The 16904-nt window shown below is 59.3% G+C and carries 17 protein-coding genes and 3 pseudogenes; 5 read left to right on the top strand and 15 right to left on the bottom strand.

The features are described 5' to 3' along the window. Positions 1–116 precede the first annotated feature (116 nt). From OKW35_RS15370 to OKW35_RS15360, 3 genes are all read right to left on the bottom strand, one after another. A protein-coding gene (locus OKW35_RS15370) for an IS3 family transposase (protein ID WP_429550849.1) occupies positions 117–1291 on the bottom strand; the annotation gives its coding sequence in 2 pieces (ribosomal slippage) (positions 117–1036 and positions 1036–1291; 1176 coding nt in all). A 63-nt stretch (positions 1292–1354) separates the two neighbouring features. Then, a complete protein-coding gene (locus OKW35_RS15365) occupies positions 1355–2155 on the bottom strand; it encodes a hypothetical protein (RefSeq protein ID WP_429552472.1) in 801 nt (266 codons plus the stop codon). Continuing rightward, positions 2139–2612, bottom strand: coding sequence for a TOTE conflict system archaeo-eukaryotic primase domain-containing protein (locus tag OKW35_RS15360; RefSeq protein WP_429552471.1), 474 nt, complete (start codon positions 2610–2612; stop codon positions 2139–2141). The genes OKW35_RS15365 and OKW35_RS15360 overlap by 17 nt, the downstream gene beginning before the upstream one ends. Positions 2613–3354: 742 nt before the next feature. On the opposite strand from OKW35_RS15360, the gene OKW35_RS15355 reads away from it, so the two are divergent. Then, complete coding sequence (locus OKW35_RS15355; protein ID WP_429488103.1) at positions 3355–3777, top strand: type II toxin-antitoxin system CcdA family antitoxin; 423 nt, start codon at positions 3355–3357, stop codon at positions 3775–3777. Next, positions 3777–4094, top strand: a complete 318-nt coding sequence (locus tag OKW35_RS15350) for a CcdB family protein (protein WP_429354965.1) — start codon at positions 3777–3779, stop codon at positions 4092–4094. Before OKW35_RS15355 ends, OKW35_RS15350 begins: the two co-directional genes overlap by 1 nt. Positions 4095–4434: 340 nt before the next feature. Here OKW35_RS15350 and OKW35_RS15345 read toward each other — a convergent pair. Together OKW35_RS15345 and ltrA are read right to left on the bottom strand one after the other, a co-directional pair. Continuing rightward, positions 4435–4644 (bottom strand): annotated as a pseudogene (locus OKW35_RS15345) (helix-turn-helix domain-containing protein); the annotation flags it as partial. Between the two features lie 252 nt (positions 4645–4896). Continuing rightward, entirely contained in the window at positions 4897–6207 is a 1311-nt protein-coding gene (gene ltrA / locus OKW35_RS15340; protein ID WP_429552470.1) for a group II intron reverse transcriptase/maturase, read from the bottom strand. Between the two features lie 518 nt (positions 6208–6725). On the opposite strand from ltrA, the pseudogene OKW35_RS15335 reads away from it, so the two are divergent. After that, positions 6726–7182, top strand: a pseudogene (locus OKW35_RS15335) (IS66 family transposase); the annotation flags it as partial. A gap of 347 nt (positions 7183–7529) precedes the next feature. Here the strand turns inward: OKW35_RS15335 and OKW35_RS15330 are convergent. The 7 genes and pseudogenes from OKW35_RS15330 to OKW35_RS15300 all read right to left on the bottom strand — a co-directional run. Further along, positions 7530–7990, bottom strand: a pseudogene (locus OKW35_RS15330) (transposase); the annotation flags it as partial. Positions 7991–8491: 501 nt separating this feature from the next. Then, positions 8492–9643, bottom strand: a complete 1152-nt coding sequence (locus OKW35_RS15325) for a porin (protein WP_429552469.1) — start codon at positions 9641–9643, stop codon at positions 8492–8494. A 96-nt stretch (positions 9644–9739) separates the two neighbouring features. After that, entirely contained in the window at positions 9740–10051 is a 312-nt protein-coding gene (locus OKW35_RS15320; RefSeq protein WP_429552468.1) for a transporter substrate-binding domain-containing protein, read from the bottom strand. Next, a complete protein-coding gene (locus OKW35_RS15315; protein WP_429354962.1) occupies positions 10014–10403 on the bottom strand; it encodes a transporter substrate-binding domain-containing protein in 390 nt (129 codons plus the stop codon). Before OKW35_RS15315 ends, OKW35_RS15320 begins: the two co-directional genes overlap by 38 nt. A 114-nt stretch (positions 10404–10517) precedes the next feature. Next, entirely contained in the window at positions 10518–11045 is a 528-nt protein-coding gene (locus OKW35_RS15310; protein ID WP_429552791.1) for an NAD/NADP octopine/nopaline dehydrogenase family protein, read from the bottom strand. Between the two features lie 62 nt (positions 11046–11107). After that, positions 11108–12373, bottom strand: a complete 1266-nt coding sequence (locus OKW35_RS15305) for an IS256 family transposase (protein ID WP_090812446.1) — start codon at positions 12371–12373, stop codon at positions 11108–11110. A gap of 70 nt (positions 12374–12443) precedes the next feature. Next, entirely contained in the window at positions 12444–13031 is a 588-nt protein-coding gene (locus tag OKW35_RS15300) for a ketopantoate reductase family protein (protein ID WP_429552467.1), read from the bottom strand. A 134-nt stretch (positions 13032–13165) separates the two neighbouring features. On the opposite strand from OKW35_RS15300, the gene OKW35_RS15295 reads away from it, so the two are divergent. Continuing rightward, the gene (locus tag OKW35_RS15295) at positions 13166–14266 is read left to right on the top strand and encodes an IS5 family transposase (RefSeq protein WP_429552790.1); all 1101 of its coding nucleotides are present in this window, start codon (positions 13166–13168) and stop codon (positions 14264–14266) included. Between the two features lie 218 nt (positions 14267–14484). Here OKW35_RS15295 and OKW35_RS15290 read toward each other — a convergent pair whose 3' ends face one another. From OKW35_RS15290 to OKW35_RS15280, 3 genes are all read right to left on the bottom strand, one after another. Beyond that, a complete protein-coding gene (locus OKW35_RS15290; RefSeq protein ID WP_429552466.1) occupies positions 14485–14703 on the bottom strand; it encodes a hypothetical protein in 219 nt (72 codons plus the stop codon). Between the two features lie 526 nt (positions 14704–15229). Then, a complete protein-coding gene (locus OKW35_RS15285) occupies positions 15230–15472 on the bottom strand; it encodes a DUF6429 family protein (protein WP_429354959.1) in 243 nt (80 codons plus the stop codon). Positions 15473–15548: 76 nt separating this feature from the next. Beyond that, positions 15549–15920: a helix-turn-helix domain-containing protein gene (locus OKW35_RS15280; RefSeq protein ID WP_429354958.1), complete on the bottom strand. Its 372-nt coding sequence runs from the start codon at positions 15918–15920 to the stop codon at positions 15549–15551. Positions 15921–16297: 377 nt separating this feature from the next. Between OKW35_RS15280 and OKW35_RS15275 the strand changes: the two genes are divergently transcribed. Next, a complete protein-coding gene (locus OKW35_RS15275; RefSeq protein ID WP_429354957.1) occupies positions 16298–16693 on the top strand; it encodes a hypothetical protein in 396 nt (131 codons plus the stop codon). Positions 16694–16904 lie beyond the last annotated feature (211 nt).

Here is a 16904-nt window from a genome sequence, read left to right as displayed (position 1 = left end):
CGAACAGCGTCGTTCCAGCCCTGGATGAACGCTTGCTTATGGCTGTATGGGTCGGCGGGTCCGTCGAAGGGGTATGACGTTGCCCGCGAATTTCGGATCCCTTAACTGAGCGGAGATTATGCCACCCGTTGGTTCTGGGCGGCGTGCCAGTCCTGCTCGAATTGCATCGGGCTGACGTAGCCCAACGTCGAGTGCAAGCGCGAATGATTGTAGAAGCTCAACCAGTCGATTACCTCGTCCATCGCTTCGCGACGCGTTGCAAAGCGCTGGCCAAGGATGCGTGCTCGCTTGAGCGATCCCCACAGGCTTTCGGTCGGCGCGTTGTCCCAACAATTTCCTCGACGGCTCATCGAGCTGCGCATGCCGTAGCCCTTAAGCAGGTCCTGGAAGTCATGACTGCAATACTGGCTACCCCTGTCGCTATGGACGATCAGGCCCGCTTCCGGCCGGCGGCGAAACCACGCCATACGCAGCGCGTCAGACACCAGCTCCGTGCGCATGTGTGGCTGCATCGACCAACCCACCACCTGACGGCTGAACAGGTCGAGGATGACCGTCAGGTACAGCCAGCCCTCGTCAGTCCAGAGGTACGTGATGTCCGTACTCCAGGCCTGATCGGGGCGAGCAGGCGAGAAATCGCGTTGCAGCAGGTTCGGCGCGACCGGCAGGTTGTGGTTGCTGTCGGTGGTGGCCTTGAAGCGGCGTTTGGTCTTCGCCTTGATGCCATGCAGCTTCATGAGCCGCTGGACACGATCCTTGCTGACGCGAATGCCCTGGGCAAGCAGCTTCTTCCACACCCGCGGCCAGCCGTACTCGCCTTTGGATTCAGCGTGCACGGCCTTGATGTGGACCAGCAGGGCGTCGTTGCTGATACGTCGGCGCGGACGCTCCGTATCGACGTCCCGGGCCTTGCGGGCATGGTAACCGCTGGGGCTGACACCCAGCACCTGGCAGGTCAGGGAAACCGGCCATTGTCGGCTGTGAAGTTCAATCCAGGCGTACTTCAATCCGACACCTTTGCGAAGTACGCCGTGGCTTTTTCCAATATGTCGCGCTCCATCTTCACGCGTGCCAACTCCGCGCGCAGCCGGGCAATCTCCATCTGTTCGGGAGAAACCTGCTTGCCTGCGCCGTTCAGCTTGCCAGCGGCATCGGCCTTAACCCAGTTGTGCAGCGTCTTCGGGCTAATGGCTAGTATCTTTGCCACCGCCGCCATGCTCTGGCCGTTGCGGACCATGCGCACGGCTTCTATCATGAATTCCTGCGTGTACCGTGCTCTCGGATTACCCATCTTTCCTTCCTCCTCGCGTGAGTTTTACACACTCAGCAAGGGATCCATTTTTTACGGGCAAGCTCAGTAGGCCAGCGCCTCGGATACGGCGGTCAGCGCCTTGTTGGGCGTGCTCTGCGTAATCGGCGTCGGTTCGTCGACGCAAAACGCCAGTGCCAGAACGAATTGATTCTGCCCTGCGCGGTTGATCTCTGCCGTCACGGCGACGTATCCGTCCTTTGCTGCGTCGTAGTTCCAGACCGGCAAGCGCTTGTTTGCGATGATGTCGGTCCAGCCATCGTTCACTCCCACGAAGCCGCAACTCGTCGTGCCGAAGCCGCAGTCGGCGCCCAGCGCGAGCCAGTAATGGTCACGCGTCGCGACCAGGCGATCGCCATTTGCGGTGCTGACGCGATGCGCGGTGTTGCCAGCGCCGTATCCCGCCATGTGAGGCGTCAACAAGGCATAGACGTGCAGTGTGTTAAGGAAATCCTGGTCCCCCTGCAGTGTCGTGCGAACCAGCACGCAGGCCGAACCCTTCTCGGCGATCACGTCCTGCACGACGGTGTAGGGTTGCCCTTTCGCCTGGGATGTGAGCCGGCAGGATAAGGCGGGCGGCTCCGGCCATTCGCATCGATGGTCGAAGTCCTTCTGCGCGTCGTGATAGAAGGTCGACCCGTCGGTAATGATCAGCTGGAAGTCTCGTACCTGAGGGGTGTCGACATCCGGGAAGTAGATTTCCGTGAGGATGCCGCCTGCTGTCGTGTACCAGACCTGGCTCGACAGCGAGTACGCCGTTCCGACGGCGTCTTTGTCCGCGCGGCTCCAGTTCAGCGGATTGCCAGGTGCGCCCGGAGCCGGATTCGATTCAAGCAGATTTGCCATCGCATCTCACTCCATATCTTTGCTTAGATCGATCAGAAATCCACGTGATGAGCAGAAGAGCGGGCATGCTACGCATTGTAGCTATCGAGGATAGCGCTTTTGACGTGCGTAGAGAGGCACACGTGAGGCCGCTCAACTGCCGGAACGCCATCGCATCGTCCCGCCAACTCTCCTCGTCGAAGTCGACGGCGAGCAGGTAACAGGTACCGTCCGCCATTAGCGGGTAAAGGCCCACGGTACGATCGCCGGAAAGATGCGCATCGAAGACCTGATCGTCCGGTGACAGCAGCACCCGATGCGTGCAGTCCGCGCAGCGGATGCGGGGCTTTTCGCAGATGCCCGCGCGCCACTCGTTCGCGCACACCGGCGCGTAACCGGATTTTCCGGAATTGCGGCTTTCCCACCGAAGCGGATAGACGTCAGTTCGGCCGCGGAAAAGCCTCCGGAAAAGTTGCACTTTCTGTAGTGGGGAAGTGGGGAAAGCGAGGAAGTGCCTGCATTTTGCACAGCCGGCGAGGCATTACGCGGGATCGCTTGCCCCGGGTTGCCTGGTACCGGGCACGATGGCTCGCAGCATGGCAGCGAGCCGGCTGTTTTCGGCCTGCAGACGGGCGAGTTCTGCCCGCAACTCTTCGCGCGTGAGATCGTCCCACTCTGGGCGTGACAGGTTGCCGTCGTTCGTCGCCTCGTCCGTTGCTGTCCGAGGGGTAAGACATGGGCGACCGGGCTCTTGGCCGTGTCAGCCGCGCGGCCAGGCGGGGTCATCAAGATTCGGCTGAGACCTGGCCGCGTAGTCCCTGCCCGCCATAGTAGACGCCGAGCATCGCGACCGTCTCGCCCAAAACGCGGTATGCGATCACAGCACGGCCGCGGGGAGGGTATCGAGCTCGCAGAGTGTGACGATGGCGTCGACGTATTCGGCCGCCTTCCGTGGGGCGCCTGCGGTCGCGATTGCTGCCTCCAACTCGCCAGTTGATCGCATGCGTCCGGCGCAAAGACCACACAGCTTCAAGTGCGGCAGCGACCAGCCCGACCGAATCGCGCAACCGGGCCTCGATAGCACGTTCACGTAAAGCGAGTTCGGGCAGGCCGTCGTGGATGACTTCTGACTCCGTCGCGTTTCACCGCTCCGGACGCGCCTGCGGATTTCCTCGGCCATTTCGTTCGGAAGCGTGATGCTCATTTGCCGGGTGGTTCGCATGGCGGCGCTTCACATTCCTATAGGATTAAGCCTGCACCTTGTGCCGACAGGCGTTGCGCACGAAAGGGAGGGCTTGCCTGCGCATATGACCGCAGCCTTCTCGACGCGACGGCACCAACTGCCAGATGCGGGTTATTATGTGGATAAACATGCGCATTGTTCGCGCGGAGAATTCACCATGGCACATGCAGCAACAGGCGGGGCGCGCAAGGCGACGAATGTCACGCTGCCCGTGGACGTGTATGAACGGGCGAGAAGTCTCGGCATCAACTTTTCCCGCACCTGCGAGCAGGCCTTGCGCGAGGCGATTCAGGCCGAAGAAGGCCGGCGCTGGGCTGAGGAACACGCCGAGTTCATCAGGCACACGAACCAGTGGGTCGAAGAGAACGGACTTCCCTTGGCGCAATACCGGATGTTCTGATGGCGCGATTCGACGTCTATGCCAATAGCGGTAGAGGCCGCGCCAGTACACCGTATCTTGTCGACGTGCAAAGCGACTTTCTAGAAGGTCTGTCGATCCGCGTCGTCGTACCGCTGATTCAGGCTGATGCTTTTCCGCCCGGGAAGCTCCCGGCGGACTTCACGCCATCATTCGATATCGGCGGCATCCGGTGCATCCTGCATCCGGCGTTTGTCGCGGCCGTGCCCTTAAGCGAACTGGGGCCGAAGACCGGTTCGCTTGTCGAACACCGTGAGCGGATCACGGCCGCGCTGGATCGCCTCCTGGGCGCTTACTAATTATTCTGGACGGTAGACACGCCGGGGCAGGACATTCCCGCTATCTCAGGCGGGCATACCAGAGTCGCCGAGCTGCGCCGTCTAGCTTGTCGAGAAGTGTGGCAGCGTGCGACCACGGTATTTATGCAACGGGCTGTTGCACAAATGCCCAACGGCGAAAGGCTTGCGCGCGCATGTACGCATGTATTTGAGGCCGCCGGGCGAGAACCCGCGCATGTTGGGAAACACTGCCTCGAGATCGCGCGCGAGCCGCTCGACGGCACTGGCACCCTCAGCCTGGTTCCTTCTGCAGGTCGAGGATGTCCCGTCTGATCTCCCTGTACAGTGTGACCAGCTCACCGTTTGCGCTGGCCATGGCGCGCCGACCTGACACGAGTCCTTGCGGTCCGTGTTCACGCAGCCGGCCGACAAGACGACGGATTTGCCGCGTCGTCAGCCCAAGTCGCTTCGCAGCCCGCCACGGTCTGAGCACGCCATCGGCAACATCCTGAATCACTTTGTACCTGTCCAGTTCGCGCATCGTCATCGTGATCCGTTCGGTCGCAGCCATCGCAGGCTCCAGCGCCGAGGTACGGGCCGCTGGTCAGCTTACGCGCCACGGAAGCGGACATTTGAACCTGGTAGAGTCGAGATGTGACGCGGTGACTTTAGGCTGGGTTTGTCTGTTGCCGCCTCTTTCGTCTGGCGGTGCCCCAATAACCTGACCATGGTTCCGTTTTTCACACCCCGCTCATCGAACCGGACATGCAGATCTCCCGCATCCGGCTCTCGGACAAGACATCACGCCTTCGTACACGGCAAGTTACAGCCAAGGACCCGTCAGGCGTACGAGACCGAAGTGCCCGTAGAGGTGCTGGAGTGGATAGCTCCCGCCCCTGCGACGCCTAACCTTATGCTTGTTCCGTAACCACCGGCGCAACCGCGCAGCGGTATAGCTGTCGAGCGCCCGGTACGCGCGTCGGAACGTCCCTACCTTGAAGTAGTTAGCCCAGCCGCGTAGCGTGCGATTCAACTTGCCTACCAACTCCGTGGTATCGAGCCACGTCATGGAGATGGCGGTCAACGCATGGATCTTCTCGACCATGCGTCGGATGCTCTTCTTCGACGGGCGCATGCCCATACGGGCCTTGCCAGTCGTTGCGGAGTACATCCGCCCAAACGTGTAACCCAGGAAGTCGAATTCCCCTTCCGGAACCGCACAGATTTGTGTCTTCTCCTCGTTGACCGTCAGCTTCAGCTTGCTCATGATCTCGCGTAGTCGCGACAACGCTTCTTCAGCTTTGCCTCGCCTGCACAGGATCACCAGATCGTCCGCGTAGGTCACGATTCGACTGCCGAGACTTCGCTCAAGCCCGAGCTTCTTCCACGCCAGCACAAACCGGCGCATGTAAATATTCGCCAGTAAGGGTGAGATGGGTGAGCCTTGCGGAATGCCACGCCTACTGTCCTTGGCCTCGGTCGTACGTGTCTTTCGGCCTCGGTTATCGGTTTCTTCAACGGAGCACTCCAACCACATCTTGATCAGATGCAGCACGCGCCGATCCACGATGCGTCGCGCGAGCGACAACATCAAGTCGGCGTGGGGAATACTTCCGAAGTAGTCCGCGAGGTCGGCGTCCACGACGTCCGTGTGCCCGCGAAACAGCAGTTCTTCCACCTCGACTACCGCTTGCTGGGCATTGCGGCCCGGCCGGTAGGCGTACTGCTCGGGTGGAAGATCGGCTTCGAAGATCGGTTCGAGCACCAGCATCGCTGCTGTCATGCACACCCGATCTCGCAAGGTCGAGATGCCCAGTGGCCTCAGCTTGCCATTGGCCTTCGGGATAAACACTCGTCTGATAGGGTCCGGCCGGTAAGTCTCCTGCCTGAGCGCCAGCGCCAGTTCGCCGAGCCACTTCGACACCCCATACGCCTCGACCTGCGCGAAGTCTTGCCGATCGACACCCGGCGCGCCCTTGTTCGAGCGGCACTGGGCGTACGCATGCGCCAGCACATCCTCACGATGGATCTTGTCGTACAGAGCATAGAAGCGGTACCCGGCTTCGGCCTTCGCTTTCGCGTGTAACGCCATCTGCAGCTTCTGAACACTGATCGGAGTTGATAGGTTGCCCAATCTCCAGGTCCCTCACTACGTGTTGCGTTTGTCTTGAACTGAGGCCCCTTTCCTCCACCGGCATTACCCGGCTTCAACGGTACTACGGGCCTCTCCGTCACCCCAAGGCGTCCGGCCTGTCCCTCACGGGCGTCCGGTTGGTCATCCCTGACCACGCCAAGGGGCTTCCCGTGTTGCGTGCGCTTCCCTTGTGTGCATGCTGTCGCCACTACCCCGGCGCAGCGGCTGGGCGTCCTGCCTGCTCATTTCGCCCAGCCGTATCAGCCTTCCCCGTAATGGCAGTCGGGTCGGCCTGCGCATCGACCTTTTCGAGGCTTGCTCGGCGTTCACACGTGTTACGGCCTGCACACTCGCGCTGTCACCGTATTTCGTGACACGCTACACCGAAGGCTTCAGCCACTTCGTTACCTCCATAGCTGCTCCGGTTGCTTCCGGCTGGAGCGGTTGCCGGGTGGGGCTTGCACCCACTGGGAAAGCGCCGCCTTTGCACGGCGCACGCCAGAATCGGACATTACTGGCTCTGGGTGTATGTGCGCGATGATCGGCCCAGTGGTTCCGTCGAAGCTCCGGCGGTCTGGTTTGCCTATACACCGGATCGTCGCGGCGAACATCCGCAGCGGCATCTTGCCAACTTCAAGGGCGTGCTACAGGCAGACGCGTTCGCGGGATACGCGGAGCTGTACGTGGGCGGTCAGATTCAGGAGGCAGCATGCATGGCGCACGCACGTCGAAAGCTGCACGATCTGCACGCTGTCCGGCCATCGTCGATCACCGGCGAAGCACTAAAGCGTATTGGCGCACTCTATCGCATCGAAGAGCACATTCGAGGCAAGCCGCCAGAAGAGCGACGGCGCATCCGCCAGGCACACGCCGTTGCGCTGCTTGATGAAATGAAGCGGTGGGTTCGAGGCGACGCTTCTCACACTCTCAGCGAAATCGGACACCACCAAAGCGATCCAGTACTCGTTGAATCGCGATACCGCTGATGCAGAGATCGCCTATCAGCACGACCGCGATCGACACGATCAGCAGTTTTTTCACTTGCTCTCCTGTTTCGATTTTGGTCGGAATCCCATACCGTTTACATCGGGTAGGTCTTGATGTTGATATCGCTGCAGAGCGATGACGTGCTGATCATCTCGCACCGACTATCCGTAGTACTTGGCATTCTCTAGCAGGCTGTTGAAATATCCGTCGTTGATGCACTCAGGTGCATTGCGACGGACGCTGAGTTCGCACTTCTGAAACGCGGAACACGTTTCCGGGCGTTCGAGGCTGCTAACGGTTTCACCATATCGATGTTATCCATTGCATCCGGGCCCTCAACGGGCAAGTGTGCGCATACGCGTCAAGTTGTAGCCGACCTGCGTCAGCACGAAGAGCTGGTCCACGCGTTCAAGTCCTCGATACATCGCCTGTCGAATTCGTCCGACTGTCTTGCCCCATCCGAACACCTGCTCAATCCGCTTACGTTTTTGCTGGCTGACCGCGTAACCCGACCAACGCGGGTGGTTCGCTCGTCAATCGCTGAGCCTCCTGGACGCCCATCGTTTTGCGCCACATGAGGCGTGACGCGATTTGCTCGACAGGTGGCGACAAAGCCGGCCGTGTCGTAGTTCTTATCTGCCCCGACCGTAATGCCGCCCGGGGCCACCTTCGCGGCGTCAGCAAGCATTTGCGCGGCGCAGTCGCGCTCGGCGGTGCCCGTCACCAGCGTCACCTGCGCGTTGACTACCAGGCCGTGCCGGTTGTCAGTCAGTACATGGCCCATGTAGCAAATGATCCTTTGTGACAGAGCAATCTGCGCATGACCACGACCAGATACTGATATGACTTTCGCAGTCGAGTACCGCAAAGGTGACGACGCGAGCGACAGGACGCGCCGCTCAAGCTCGTCTTCTTCCAGATGTTCGACCGACGCCCAGCCCAGTCCTGCCGCTGTGGCAAGCTGAAGATACTGCGTGATCGTCCCCAGACCGACGCTGAGGGCGCCCTTGCAGCCGGCGCCGTAGGGCGACGCGTCGAACAGCGCCTGCACCTTGGGGGCCTGCAGAAATATTCGAAGGACATCACCCTCTTTCTGGCGCCCCACATCAACGCGCTGATGCGACGAGCGCGCGCCTACATGTGCAAGTGCAAACATCACTCGCAGGAGATCACCGCGGAGGGCCGGCATGTGGGTGCGCTTGTGAGGACGCTCTCCGCTTCTGTAGGAACTAAGGCGCCGCCCAACAGGTTCGCTCGGAACGTGGACGAACGTCAATCGAGCGATATCTGGCCCGGTTTAGAATTTATGACGCAGGCCGACGCGTGCAACCACCTGATTGCGATTCGACGATACGTCATCGGCCACCGGCACAAAGGCGAAGTCGAGGGCGCTGCCAGTACGGTCACCACCGACGTGCTGATACGCACTCTGTACATAGACGTCCGTGCGCTTTGACAGTGAGTAATCAGCCATCAGCCCCGCAGTTTCGTAATTCGGCTTTAACTTTCCAGTGGTGGCGTTGAAACCGCTCAGGGTGTACGTATACATCGCCCCGACGAAGAAGGCTGGCGTGAACTGGTACTTGCCGTTGATTTCGAAATTCTGGTAACGCAGGTTGGAAAGCGTGCCCGAGGCTGGCGTAATCTTGCCGACGTATCCCGAAGACACCGGATTGGCGACGAAGGTATTCGAATACGAGATGCCCACGTTGGCCGAACCAAACGTGTAGGTTGCCCCCGCGCCGAAGATGCGCAGTTTGTTCCCCAGAAAATTTTCATCCGCAGCGGGATTGTTCCCGATTGCACCACCGGCGGTGGACGACTGCTTGTTCGCCTGCAGATAGGCGGCTTCCAGCAGCAAGCCGCCTATGACGTATTGGACGCCCATGCTGTACGCGCGATTGTTGGCGAAGTTGGTGTCGTTGCTAAAGCTGTACGTGCCGCCAAATTTAAAGCCAGCAATCTCGGGGCTTGTGTACTTGACAGTATTGTTGACACGGAAGGTGTTGTCCGTGTTGTCGTTGTCGTACGGATGGGAGAACATGCCCCCGCCCCATGTGCCATTCGCCGTCGTTTGAGCCAGATAGTTGACGACGGAGTCGTACTGTCGACCGAGAGTAACCGTTCCGTATTGGTTGGATGCGACGCCGACCCACGCCTGTCGCCCAAACATCAGGCCGCCCTGACCGAGCTTGCCATTATTGACATTAAAGCCGCTCTCCAGCTGGAAAACTGCCTTGAGACCGCCGCCGAGATCCTCCGCTCCCTTCAAGCCCCAACGACTCCCTTGGACCGTACCGCTCTGGAGCTCGAACAGCTTGTTGCCACCGACGTTATTCGTATAGTTGATCCCTTCATCGATCAGACCGTAGAGTGTCACCGTACTTTGGGCCATTGCGGGAGCTGCGGCGGCTGACATCACGAAAGCTGCAAGAAGTTTCATTTTCATTGAGGTCTCCAAACCTTATATTGTGTGTCTCGATGCTTTTTTATGCGCAACCCTGGGTCGGGCACGCGGTCTGTTTTGCTGGGCAGTTGACGTCGATTAACCGCCGTAAATGTCGAACGTGAAGTACTTCTTTGCAATTCGGTCATACGTCCCGTCCTTGCGGAGACTGTCGATCGCACCGTTGATTGCTTCGAGCAGGGCTCTGTCACCCTTTCTCACACCGATGCTGACGCCGGGACCGAAGATGGCGGCGTCGTGGATGGCCGGACCTCGCGCGAAACCGAAATCACGACCCTGCGCAGTATTCAGGAATCCCGACTCAGCCGTCGGCCCCGAAACCAGTGCCGCATCGAGCCGCCCACCCGCGAGGTCATTCCACACCTGGGGCTTGCGAAGGGTAGGGCGCAATGTCAACTCCATTCGTCCAATGCTTCCGTGCATAGGTTTCCTGTGTGCTTCCCTGCAAGACTCCGATATGCTTTTCGTTGAGCGATTCGGGCATTGCCACCAGAGCCGAGCCGCCCCTTACAACCAGCGCTTCGAAGTTGGCGTATATCTTGTGGCTGAAACCGACTGCCTTCGCGAAAATTGCATTACCCAGATCGATGTCAAATCCAACGAGCTCGCCACTCGGGGTTTTCGACTCAAATGGCGGGTAAGCGCTGTCGACTCCGAACTTAAGTTCCTTTCCATCGTACGCGAATGCCGCAAATGGAATGGACGTTGCCCACAAGGCGACCAGTAGCGTTTTAATCTTCATTTTGGTTTCTCATAAACTCCAGGTCTGGATTTGCGGCATAGTACTTCTGCTTTTATTGCGTCGGTGGCGTCGGACTCGGACGCCCATCGAGCGCATCGCCGGATGTAATGGCATCTAGGTTGGAACGGCATAGCCGTCGACTACAAGCCTCTTGAGGGTGTCGATTTGAAGCGGTCCAATCTCGGGAAGAATGTCGTCGTCCGCCACAAAGTCCCGACCGTAACAAGCGCCGAGAATTACCACGCCGCCCTCGTGCAAGGGTGCTCTCACCCCAGCCAGTTCGGCGAGTCGAAGCGTCGGTACCAATCCGAACGGCACGTCTTCGAGCACGTAGCGTGTGGCGATGTCTCTCGGGCCGAGCGGATCACTCCCTTGCCGGACCAGTTGCTCCGATATTGCCGAAAGTGAGTCACCAACCACGCCAAAAGACAGCCTGCAATGATCAAAGGTCGTTCTCACTGACTTTCCGAATGCTGCTGCAATGGTAAGTCTCTCTTGGTCTAGAGCCTCAAGGAGCCTCCCGACTGTTGGTGTCAGATTGGAGTTTTGGCTCCAGCTTTCGCCCTTCTCAATACGGGTCAAGTTGGCTAGCGCAATACCCATGTGATCTTGCGGATTAACGTTGCTGAGCGTCAGCGTCAGCAGGTCGTCCTTCAGGAGCTAACGTCAAGAGTGGTGTATGAACATTTTGATGGCGGTCGATTTCAAGCGGCGAGTTTCTGCTGAACCGGTCGATCGTCTTGCACCGGTTCGCCGTCCTTGAAGGCCACACCCTCGAGCAACAGCTTGATCTTTTCCGGGCCGTTGATACGGCGCCAAGTTTTCTCGGCTTCCTCAATCAGCTTGAATGCCAGGCCGAGGAAGGTAGGTCGCGACACGCAGTTACGCGTACGTGTCGTACGGTGGCGCACCGTCGCGAACGTCGATTCAATCGCGTTGGTGGTACGCAGATGCTGCCAATGTTCGGCGGGGAACTCGTAGAAGGCCAGCAAGCTCTCTCGGTCCTTCTTCAGCGTCTCCGCCGCCTTCGGATATTTGGCCGCATAGATCGACACGAAACGATCGAACGCGGCATGGGCTTCGGCACGCGTCGCGGCCATCCAGATCGATTGCATGTCGGCCTTCGCGCGCGCCTGCTGCGACTTGGGCAGCGCGTTGAGCACGTTGCCCATCTTGTGAAACCAACAGCGCTGACCACGCGTTGTCGGAAACACTTCCTCCAGCGCCGCCCAGAAGCCCATCGCGCCGTCGCCGACCGCCAGCCGTGGACCCGCCTTCAGACCGCGCTTTTTCAGGTCGAGCAACAGTTCCAGCCACGATGCTTTCGTCTCGCGATACCCATCGCCGATCGCCACGCGCTCTTTGCTCCCATCCGGCCTCACGCCGATGATCACGAGCAAGCATTGACCGTCCGAGTTCTCGCTGCGCAGCCCGGTGTGAATGCCGTCCACCCACCAGTACACATAGTGTGATTCCGACAAGTCCCGCTTGCTCCAGGCCGCATGATCTTCAGCCCATTGCGCCTTCAGCCGACTCACCACGTTGGCCGACAAGCCCTTGGCGTCATCGCCCACGAGCACCTTTAACGCTTCGCCCATGTCGCCCGTCGAAATACCCTTCAGATACAGCCACGGCAGGGCTGCGCTTACGCGGGGCGACTTCCTCACGTACGGCGGCACGATCGTCGAGTTGAACTTCACGCCGAATCCTGATCGATCACGCACCTTCGGTACCTTCACCTGAATCGGCCCGGCCGCCGTCAACACATCGCGTTCCGGCAAGTAGCCGTTGCGGACCACCGCGCGCTGTCCATGCATGGTCTTGACGTTCGCGAACCGCTCCATCAGCTCTGCCAGCTCCGCTTCAATCGCTTGTTGAATCACTTGCCGTGCCCCTTGACGAACCAAATCGTCCAGCCCCAGGCCGGCGCCCAATAGACCGACAACTGCTTTTTCCGTATCCTTGCTCATGGTGGATGGTTTGTTGTTTGCTGGTTTCCGACTTCGACAATCAGATTCTCAGCTGAAACCTCCACCGCCTTCAACTTCCCGCCTCAACTCCCCCGTACACCAGATTCGACTTTAGCTCGTCCTTCAGTGCGAACCGGTCTCCGAAGAGTGAAACGCAAGTGGTATGAATCCGGTGGATGTGGCGGGTTGGAAATGCGGCCATGTCGACCTTGGCGCGGATCGTGCCTACCGTGATAGCTCTCGCAGACTGAGTCTTGCACGTTAGCACCGTGGTGCTCCAAGCTGCTATGGGGATGACGAGCCCCCGCGCCGCAAGGCGCTGGGAAATGTAGAGAGCCGCGAATGAAAGATGAGCGCTGATGATTACGCTATGGTGTGCGCGGATATAAGGGATGATGCTGTCGAGGACGAATCGGTATCCGTAGGCCGGCAATGCCAAAATAATGACATCGGCGTCGCCAACATCTTCCGCTTTCCCGCAGACTTCCAAGTAGAACTGCCCCTCGACCGCTCCCTTCACGTGAAGGGGGAGTCCAGCAACGAAGTCTGCAGTCCGGGCTCCCGATGGAGACCAAACTTTCGGTTTATGTCCATTCTGTATGAGATACGCCGCATAACCCAAAGCGATTGCGCCGGCTCCCACGATTGTCACTTGCATGTACCTTCTACCTTGGAATAGTTTACTGGCCCTGCACGACCTAGCAGGCTGTTGAAATACCTCGTTTCTCCGTCATCCGGGACCAAGGGGCAAACGTTGAAGGTAATGTCGTGAATGTGAGCGGGATGAAACGGATGCGCGGTGCCGATGGTTTTACGGAGTCGATGTTCACGGTGTTGAAGCTGGATGATTTTGTGCCGAAAGACCATCCGTTGCGTCCGATTCGCACGTGGCTCAACGATGCGCTCAAACGCATGGACGACGTGTTTGCCCGGATGTACGAGGCTGATGCGAAAGGTGGGCGGCCGAGCATTGCACCGGAGAAGCTGGTGCGAGCGTTACTGCTTCAGGTGCTGTACTCGATTCGCAGCGAGCGCATGTTGATGGAACAGATTTCCTACAACATGCTCTTTCGCTGGTTCGTCGGCTTGTCGATGGATGGGACGGTGTGGGACCACTCGACATTCAGCAAGAACCGCGACCGACTGCTTGAACACGATGTGCTGGTATTGCTCTTCAACGAGACGGTTGAGACTGCGCGCGAGCGTGGGCATCTGTCGGGTGAGCACTTTAGCGTTGACGGCACGCTGATTCAGGCATGGGCGGGACACAAGAGCTTTGTGCCGAAGGCAAGTCCGGACGAAGACGATACGCCGCCCGACGAACCGCCGGCGCCCGATGACAACTGGCACGGTCAGAAGCGCAGTAACGCGACGCATCAGTCCACGACCGACGAGCAGGCGCGCCTGTTTCGCAAGAGCAAAGGAACCGGTGCGATGCTTTGCTACATGGGCCATGTACTGACTGACAATCGGCACGGCCTGGTAGTCAACACGCAGGTGACGCTGGCGACGGGCACCGCCGAGCGCGACTGCGCCGCGCAAATGCTTGCTGACGCCGCGAAGGTGGCCCCGGGCGGCATTACGGTCGGGGCAGACAAGAACTACGACACGGCCGGCTTTGTTGCCACCTGTCGAGCAAATCGCGTCACGCCTCATGTCGCGCAAAACGATGGGCGTCCAGGAGGCTCAGCGATTGACGAGCGAACCACGCGTTGGCCGGGTTACGCGGTCAGCCAGCAAAAACGTAAGCGGATTGAGCAGGTGTTCGGATGGGGCAAGACAGTCGGACGAATTCGACAGGCGATGTATCGAGGACTTGAACGCGTGGACCAGCTCTTCGTGCTGACGCAGGTCGGCTACAACCTGACGCGTATGCGCACACTTGCCCGTTGAGGGCCGGGATGCAGTGGATAACATCGATATGGTGAAACCGTTAGCAGCCTCGAACGCCCGGAAACGCGTTCCGCGTTTCAGAAGTGCGAACTCAGCATCCGTCGCAATGCACCTGAGTGCATCAACGACGGATATTTCAACAGCCTGCTAGGACCGATCCGCCAAAGACCGCGACTCCAAACCGCTCTCAGACCCCGACCGATCGGGACGGCTTCGATTCAATCGACACTATCCACCCACGCGCGTGCCCATTGAATACCCGCCAGTTCCGCCTCTTCCTCTGTGTCGAATTCGCCGAGTACACCGGACGCTTCAAGGACCTTGTTGTCTTTCGTGATGGCGGCGCTTGCGGCGTAGCGTTCGGGGTGCAGGATTTCCTTCTGCTGCAGAATGGCACGACCCCATAGCATGTATCCCTGATGTTGTTCGCTTTGCATCAGCGTTCGATCTCGACGTATGCGCGACGCCCATCCACGCGAAGTACGTTACCCTCAGGCGTAACCTGACGCGGAATGTGGTCATAGCGTGGCTCCCCCGTACGGTGCCCGACCGCGGCGACAGATGCCTTTGGGCCGGGCGCTGCCGCAACGATGCGGTGCTGCAGCTGGCTACGTCCGGTGCGCATGCTCGCGCCCCGATGCTTCGGCGCCTTGCGGACCGGTTGGACCCGCCGCGTATCGCCTTGTGGCTCAGGCGGATTCCAAACTTCAATGTACCGGGCGCCGGCAAACGCGGGAAAAGCGATTGCCAGAAGGACCATGCCGTACCTGATTACTACCGTGGTCATTCCTTCTCCGATTCTAAGACGCTGCCATTGGACACGTAGTGCGTGCTCGCCCACGCAGGCCCACGGGGAACCCGTTCCGATGTCCGCCAATTTTCTCACGGCTGGATTACACGGCTGCGCTCCTGCGTCGCAATTCCCGTTCAGTCGCCACTGTCATTAGTTTGAAGTTCGTTACATTAGCCGTTCGGGCGCTCCGGGATAACGAAATGCTGCCGGAACAGGCGCTCGGACTCACATAACCCTTCCTCGGTAAAGACCACTGACTTCGTCTTGTTGACCGGGTCGCAGATGAGGCCCTTTTCGTAAAGGCGATTCAGCACGTCCCAGTCGAAGCCCTTCCAGGCGCGGCACTGATCGTGCAGCGTCAGGTATAGAAGTGCCAAGGCGACTTCGTCGATTGCGTCGGTATCGATGTTCATGACATACATCCCGCGGCCTTCTGAACCCGCACACGAAACCGCTCGGGACTACCCAGGATCTCGTCGGCCGACTTGCTCAGATGAACGGTTGGGGGTGAGCGTTGTAGACGTCAAGGTAGTGGCGGATTGCATCTTGGAGCTGGCGCGTCGAACCATGCGTGGCGCGACGAAGGTACCTTTCGGTAAGCGTAGCGAACCAGCGTTCGACCTCGTTGAGCCACCGCAATAACCCCGTCGACACCCGTGTTTCCATTGTCCTGGGTGCACCGGGGCTGGACGCGTGAAGCAGTCCGTCCACACGGTCAGCGACAAATCGCGCACGCCATCTAGAGACGGTTTTCTGGGCAAGTTGCGGTTTCGCCGCGACCGTGCTGTTGTCCACCCCTTCAGCACAGGCCAGCACAATGCACGCGCGCAACCCCAACGCGTGTGCTGTCCTGCGCCGCATCATCAGCGCCTTGTTGCTCGAATTCCGATTTGCTCAGCACGAGTTCCGCTTCTGGGCCGGCCGCTCATCGCCGCCTCCCCGTATCCGTGCCACACATAGCACGTTAGTACGCGGCGAAAATAATTCAATGAATTTGTAAATCACCACATTACGCCAGCGTCGTCGCCCGGATGAGATCTGCTCCGGTAGCACGGAGTATCGCGCATAGACGACGGAAGGTGAGGGGTTCGCGACGCCAGAATCGCCGATCGCGGAGAAGACCTCGTTAGAACAGTCGCACTGTCACACATACGTTTCCAGACGACATGAGTTCAAGGCGAGGCGGAGCAGGGGTTTCGCGCCCACGAAAACACCTCACAAAAGCGATGTTATTGCCGATGGACCAGGCGTCGGTTCGGGAGCAATCGTTGGTCTCCCATCTTGCGCTTGTTGCCTGCCGCGACGGTCATGTCAACGGCCACCTGTTCAATGAGCTAATGCGAACCGTGTACCTCGCATGGTTTCTCCAGCAGGACGGTTACGGAAACGAACCGGTCCGGCGTTTCAAGACCGCGGAACATGCCGTGGAGGCCGCACTGGAACTGGCCCATGCGGCAAACGAGTGGGTGCTCCCTGAAGATGCTGTTCCCGTTTTTGAGGGCCTGCTGGCTTTGCACGATGCGCAGCTCGCCACCGTTTCCCTGCACAAAATAATCAGCGCAGAGCGCCGCCTCAGGCAATTCCTCGCCGGCACTACTAGTTCGCCTGTTCCAGACGTAGATCCAACCTCATAATAGCCTTTGGCGGCGGCACCAAAAGATTGTAGGTATAAATTCAGGATAACTGATCGTTAATGGTCGTCTTCATCCCGGAGTGCGGTCGAGGAGAGGGCACAAAGTTCCGACCTGGCGTGCGGACCCTGCAGATAGAAAACAGGGTCCGGTCGACAAGCTACGGCAATTTTTCGACCATTGAGCTACGGTGCACCGTAGCTCAGGAACCGGG

Origin of the sequence: Paraburkholderia sp. MM5477-R1 (assembly GCF_050436385.1) — a bacterium.
GTDB classification, from domain to species: Bacteria; Pseudomonadota; Gammaproteobacteria; order Burkholderiales; family Burkholderiaceae; genus Paraburkholderia; species Paraburkholderia tuberum.
Note: the sequence above shows the minus strand (reverse complement) of the source record. Positions and strands in the feature narration are given on the sequence as shown.

Bases quoted from the DNA above. Each gene is read 5' to 3' on its own strand.
- OKW35_RS15365 (WP_429552472.1), bottom strand. From the start codon at position 2,155: ATGGCAAATCTGCTTGAATCGAATCCGGCTCCGGGCGCACCTGGCAAT.
- OKW35_RS15355 (WP_429488103.1), top strand. From the start codon at position 3,355: ATGGCGGCGCTTCACATTCCTATAGGATTAAGCCTGCACCTTGTGCCG.
- OKW35_RS15350 (WP_429354965.1), top strand. From the start codon at position 3,777: ATGGCGCGATTCGACGTCTATGCCAATAGCGGTAGAGGCCGCGCCAGT.
- OKW35_RS15325 (WP_429552469.1), bottom strand. From the start codon at position 9,643: ATGAAAATGAAACTTCTTGCAGCTTTCGTGATGTCAGCCGCCGCAGCT.
- OKW35_RS15315 (WP_429354962.1), bottom strand. From the start codon at position 10,403: ATGAAGATTAAAACGCTACTGGTCGCCTTGTGGGCAACGTCCATTCCA.
- OKW35_RS15305 (WP_090812446.1), bottom strand. From the start codon at position 12,373: ATGAGCAAGGATACGGAAAAAGCAGTTGTCGGTCTATTGGGCGCCGGC.
- OKW35_RS15300 (WP_429552467.1), bottom strand. From the start codon at position 13,031: ATGCAAGTGACAATCGTGGGAGCCGGCGCAATCGCTTTGGGTTATGCG.
- OKW35_RS15295 (WP_429552790.1), top strand. From the start codon at position 13,166: ATGCGCGGTGCCGATGGTTTTACGGAGTCGATGTTCACGGTGTTGAAG.
- OKW35_RS15290 (WP_429552466.1), bottom strand. From the start codon at position 14,703: ATGCAAAGCGAACAACATCAGGGATACATGCTATGGGGTCGTGCCATT.
- OKW35_RS15285 (WP_429354959.1), bottom strand. From the start codon at position 15,472: ATGAACATCGATACCGACGCAATCGACGAAGTCGCCTTGGCACTTCTA.
- OKW35_RS15280 (WP_429354958.1), bottom strand. From the start codon at position 15,920: ATGCGGCGCAGGACAGCACACGCGTTGGGGTTGCGCGCGTGCATTGTG.
- OKW35_RS15275 (WP_429354957.1), top strand. From the start codon at position 16,298: ATGGACCAGGCGTCGGTTCGGGAGCAATCGTTGGTCTCCCATCTTGCG.